This window comes from Hyphomicrobium sp. (assembly GCF_020852195.1).
GTDB lineage: Bacteria > Pseudomonadota > Alphaproteobacteria > Rhizobiales > Hyphomicrobiaceae > Hyphomicrobium_C.
Genome location: NZ_JADZBI010000002.1, coordinates 1 through 5,276, shown reverse-complemented (window position 1 = coordinate 5,276; position 5,276 = coordinate 1). Strand labels below are relative to the sequence as shown.

The window sequence follows — 5,276 nt, the reverse complement described above, 5'->3', positions numbered from 1 at the left end:
GCCCTGCGCGTCGTAGGCGACCATGGAGAGCGGATGCACGCGGCTGATCTCGGCCTCCGCCAGCCGCTCGAGCAGGCCGTCCTCGCGGTACTCGTTCATCAGGAAGCCCACCGATCCGCGGTTCATGCCGTAGATCGGGATGCGGTCGTTCATGTAGCGGTGCAGCGTCTGCAGCATGAGGCCGTCGCCGCCGAGCGCCACGATGGCATCCGCCTCGCGCGCCTCGGCCGACCCGTAGCGCGTGACGAGCCGCTCCAGCGCCTCGCGCGCCTCGGGCACCTCGCTGGCCACGAACGCGATCTTCTCGAATTTGCTTTTTGGTTTGGCCATGACGGAGCGGGAAAGCGGGCCGCGGTAAGGCAGCGGTTGGGGATTGAGCGGGCTGGCGTTAATCTTGTTGCGACGCGTCGCGCCCGCGACTCTCGAAGCCCGCCAGCCGGAGGCTCGCCTACTTGCAGGAAAACGACAAGGCCGTTCTCGTCTATTCGACCTTTCCGACGATCGAGGCCGCCGAGGCCGAGGGCGGAGCGCTGGTGGAGGCCAGCCTCGCGGCGTGCGTCAACATCCTCCCCGCCATGGTCTCGATCTACACCTGGAATGGTAAACGCCACCGCGACGACGAGGTCGTCATGATCATCAAGACGCGGCGCGCACTGGCCGAGCGGGTGATCGCGGAGGTGCGCGGCCGCCATCCGTACAAGAACCCGGCGCTCTTGATCCTGACCGTGGAGGGCGGCTCTCCGCCGTTCCTGCAGTGGATCCTCGATCAGACGGACGCCGACGCCGCGCAGACGCCGGCCGAGGACTGAGCGCGCTAAGGGCCGCCCTCGCCTTTCGCGCCCGTTATCCGAACGAAGCTCGTCGTCCTACATGCGTCCCAGCGGATGCTGGAACAGGTTCTGCACGTGGCGGTAGGTGGTGGTCCGCCGCGGGGCGCGCTCCCGCGCCTTCGCCCGGGAGTCCGCTGATTTGCTCCGCCGCACCGGAGCCGCATCGATGTCGACATCGAACGACGAGCTTGCCACGCTGGGAGCGCTCTTCTGCGCCGGGGGTACGTCGTCGTTGGCCGCGGACGGCTCGAGCGCCGCCGTGCGGGTCAGCACGTCGCCCCTCGGCGGCTCGGCGGTCACGCGCGACCAGCCGGCAGAGAGCTGCGTGACGTCGTCAGGCTTGGGCCCGCCGATGCTCATGCGGCCGTAAGGCGGCGGCTTGCGCTCGGAGACCTCCGCCACCTGGGCCTCCCAGGTGTCGCCTGGCAGGGTATCGCGCGGCTCCAACGCGTCGCGACGCCCGCCCGCAGCATCCCTGGGCTTCTCGGCTTGCGCCATCAGCGTCGACGGCACGCACCGCCCGGTTGCCGTGAGGCTCTGCCCTCTCGGGCACGACGCCCCGCACACGGGCGACGTTTGGGCCTTGAGCAGCGACAGCATGAACACGTCCGGCTCGCGAGCCGGAAGCGAGGCGTTGACGCGATCCATGAACACGAGGACCGCGCGCTTCGATCCGCCGCCCCAGATGCCGTCGATCTCGCCGAGATAGCAGCCGACGCGCTGCAGCTCGCGCTGGATGTCGCGGGCCAGTGCCACGCGCGAGATCGGCTCGAGCGCCGCCGCCTTGGGCTGCGCGGGCGTCTCGCGGACGATCGCGCTTTTCCACGCGGCGGCCGTGATGGGCTGAGGCACGGGCGGCTTCAGAGGCGCCTCGGACGGCGCGAACGCCTGCGCGAGATAGTCGAGCACGGACGAGGACGGAGCCGGAATCTCCGCCGTGAGCAGCGGCGCGCCCGGAGAGAACGACTCCAGCCGAGATACCGGCAGCGACGCCATCTCGGACGCCGTCAGCACGATGGGCGCCTTCTGCGGCTCCGCGGAGATCTCCATGCGGATCTTGGCGTTGGCCGGGCGCGAGAGGTCGGGCTCGTTCGGAAAGAACGTCTCGAAGCCGAACGCGAGGCCCGCGGCGAGGACGGGATAGCTGATGTACCACCGCATGAAACAACACTCCGACACACATGCGTGCGCACACGAGGCATGAGCCGCAACTCATCCTGGGCGGTGCGAGCCGAAGTGTGGCTCACGCGAAGCCCATGCCTCCCCCACTCTTAATGAAATCATAGCAAATCTAAGCGGCAAGGACCATTGCGAATGAATGTCTAACGGCGTCTATCACACACCGTTTCCGCTGCGAGCCAAGCCGGGGCGCAATGGCGGCGGCGCGATCGCGGACGGCCTCGTGGTAACCCGCCGCGCGCGGATCGTGACACAACGGCGACTGTGGATTTTGGCAGCAAGATCTGCGGACAACCGGTGCAAAACAGCGCCCTGTCATGTGGAGGAATGAGCCATGCAGCAGCGCCACATCTGATGCACTTTTGCAGTAGCGAGCAGGCGAATTTGCTTAGCAAACTGATTCTCTTAACAAAAGGTAGCGACCTCTGACGAGAATCACATAGCCTCCGCCACCGAGGGATGTGTCTTGCGTGAGTCCGCTCAAGCGCGCTTGAGTTTTGCACATCGGGATCGAGCGGCGATGCCGCCTGTGCACAAACGAGACGCGACGAGAGCAGGTCCAGCTTAGCGTGTCCGCCGGGGGGCGGCGCCGAAGCGTCCGATGAACCGCCTTGGGGGGCGGTTCTAGCTCAACGGGCGATGGAAGCGCGCATTTTCCGAGCAGCACAAGTCGCTCGTCGGAGCTGGCCGGTCTGTCTCCTCCAGACCCAAACGGCACGAGGCCCGTATCGGGCTGCCATCCGGGCAGCGCGCGCACGGGCCCGCAATGGAGAGGGCAATGAAGATACGACATGCTCTAGGCGTGTTCGGTGTTCTGGCTGCCGGCGTTCTGATCGCTGTATCGGCTGCCATGAACTGGCGTTTCGGGTTCAGTTTGGGACGAACCGAGCTTGACGGGCAGATCTACGGTGCGGCTAGCGTCGCGGCCGACTGCCTCAAGGCGCTGATCCCGTTTTTCCTGTTCGCCGCAATTCGAAACAGGATGTGGTCTCAGGCCGCCGCCGCCGCAGTTGTCGGCGTGGTGGTCACGGCCTACTCGCTGACCTCCGCGCTCGGCCACGCTGCGCTGAACCGGTTCGATACGGCCGGCCATCGCATGGTCGAGGCACAGTCCTACAAGGACCTCCGCGGTGACCTGAAGCGGGCGCAGGACCAGCTGTCCTGGATTCCGCAGCATCGTCCGGCGGCGACCGTGCAGGGTGAGATCGAGGCGCTGAAGAACCAGCGCGCTTGGTCGTTCACCAAGGCCTGCTCGGAAGTGACCGGCAGGCAGGGCCGCGACTTCTGTCAGAAGTACCACGGCCTCAATGCCGAGATGGCCTCCGGCCATCAGGCGGAGGCGCTCGAGGCCCGCATCGCGGGGATCCAGAGCAAGCTCGGCAAGGCCGATGCAACGACGGTGATGGGCGAGGCTGATCCGCAGGCCGCAGTGCTTGCGAAGCTCGCCGGCGTCAGCGTCGACCAGGTGCAGATGGCGATGACGATTTTCATCGCGCTGCTGCTCGAGGTCGGCTCGGCGTTCGGTATGTACATCGCGTTCAGCCAGTGGCGCCTCTACGACCGTGAAGCCCCTGCCGCGCCCAAGATGTCGACGGTACAGAGCACCGCTTCGGCAGCGGTGGCGGCCCCGCAGCATGCGGCCGTGGCGATCAAGAAGCCGCGTTTCGGTGCCAACGACAATCGTTCGTTGCCGCCGACCAAGCTGCTCGTCCCCGAGACGGACGTGCAGCGCTTCTACAAGGAGAGCGTCGAGAGCCAGGACGGTCACACCGTCTCCGCGACGTCGCTCTACGAAGCGTACTGCGTCTGGTGTGAGGAACGGCAGAAGGAGCCTTTGGCACTACCGACATTTGGACGTGAGATTGCCGAGTTCGGAATTCAGAAAGTCAAAAAGAAGGATGGTGTGAGATACGTAGGAATCGCACTCAAGTCCGATCTCGAGCTCGAGGAGGATAAGAAGCTGCCGGCCTTACGCGCCGAGGCTGCCTAGAGATAGGCAAACGAATTTCGGAAGGGCTCCCTCGCGGGAGCCCTTTTTATTTTTTCAGGGCACCTCCACGCGGGGTGCTTTTTTGCGGAGGCTTCCTGTCCGCACCGATCGCACGGCGGCGATTGAGCGTCTGAGACGAAAGAACGAAGGAACGACAAGCGCCTCAGATGCAAGGAAATCCTGCAAAACCGGGAATTTATCTCGGGCACTCCGGGAAAAGAGCGAACGCGCTTATTGAACGATGGTCGAAGATCGCGCGTAAACACGCGGGTGCTCCGACAAAAGGCGAATGGACACATGTTTATAATTTCTGATTTTTGCCGGCGGGGCGGCGACTAATCGCCTCTGACAAGCTTTTTTGGGAGAAATGCCATGCAACGTAGACACCCCCTCCGGGGCGTCAACGCGACGCTTTTTGCGGCCGCATCGACTTTCGCTCTCGCCGCTTTTCTCGGCAGTTTTGCAGGCCATGCGGAAAACGCGGGCAGCAAGCCCGTGACGTGGGAGGACATCCTCAACGACGAGAGCACGACCGGCGATGTCGTGGGCTGGGGGATGGGCGTCCGCAACCATCGCTACAGCACGCTTGAGCAGATCAACGTCGGCAATATCGGCCAGATGAAGCCCGCCTGGTCGTTCTCGTTCGGCGATGAGAAGCAGCGCGGTCAGGAGACGCAGGCGCTCGTGCACGACGGCGTCATCTACGTCACCGCCTCCTACTCGCGCGCCTTCGCGCTCGACGCCAAGACCGGCAAGCGCCTCTGGTCCTACTCCCATCGCCTGCCGGACGACATCCGTCCCTGCTGCGACGTCGTCAACCGCGGCGGCGCGCTCTACGGCGACAAGTTCTACATGGGCACACTGGACGCCGGCATCGTCGCCCTCGACCGCAAGACCGGCAAGGTCGTCTGGTCGAAGAAGTTCGAGGACCACACAGCCGGCTACACCATGACCGGCGCCCCCAACATCATCAAGGACCAGAAGACCGGCAAGGTGCTCCTGATCCACGGCTCGTCGGGCGACGAGTTCGGCGTCGTCGGCCGCCTCTACGCGCGCGACCCCGACACCGGCGAGGAGATCTGGATGCGTCCGCTCGTCGAGGGCCACGTCGGCCGCCTGAACGGCAAGGACACGACGCCCACCGGCGATCCCAAGGCCCCCTCGTGGCCGAACGCCAAGGACGGCAAGAAGGTCGAGGCCTGGAACCACGGCGGCGGCGCCCCCTGGCAGTCGGCGACCTATGACGAGAAGACCAACACCATCGTCATCGGCACCGG

At 65.2% G+C, this 5,276-nt stretch carries 5 protein-coding genes; 3 read left to right on the top strand and 2 right to left on the bottom strand.

Annotated elements, in window-relative coordinates; all coding sequences use genetic code 11:
• A partial coding sequence (locus IT540_RS00270; RefSeq protein WP_366028881.1) for an NAD(+)/NADH kinase occupies positions 1-330 on the bottom strand: 330 nt, incomplete at its 3' end.
• Positions 331-452: 122 nt separating this feature from the next.
• Here IT540_RS00270 and cutA point away from each other — a divergent pair.
• The gene (gene cutA, locus IT540_RS00265; protein ID WP_291171676.1) at positions 453-809 is read left to right on the top strand and encodes a divalent-cation tolerance protein CutA; all 357 of its coding nucleotides are present in this window, start codon (positions 453-455) and stop codon (positions 807-809) included.
• Between the two features lie 57 nt (positions 810-866).
• Here the strand turns inward: cutA and IT540_RS00260 are convergent, their stop codons facing one another.
• The gene (locus IT540_RS00260) at positions 867-1,991 is read right to left on the bottom strand and encodes a hypothetical protein (RefSeq protein WP_291171673.1); all 1,125 of its coding nucleotides are present in this window, start codon (positions 1,989-1,991) and stop codon (positions 867-869) included.
• A gap of 796 nt (positions 1,992-2,787) precedes the next feature.
• On the opposite strand from IT540_RS00260, the gene IT540_RS00255 reads away from it, so the two are divergent.
• Both IT540_RS00255 and IT540_RS00250 read left to right on the top strand, forming a co-directional pair.
• Complete coding sequence (locus IT540_RS00255; protein WP_291171670.1) at positions 2,788-3,999, top strand: primase-like DNA-binding domain-containing protein; 1,212 nt, start codon at positions 2,788-2,790, stop codon at positions 3,997-3,999.
• A gap of 372 nt (positions 4,000-4,371) precedes the next feature.
• Positions 4,372-5,276: PQQ-binding-like beta-propeller repeat protein (locus tag IT540_RS00250; RefSeq protein WP_366028878.1), on the top strand; the 905-nt coding region annotated here is incomplete at its 3' end.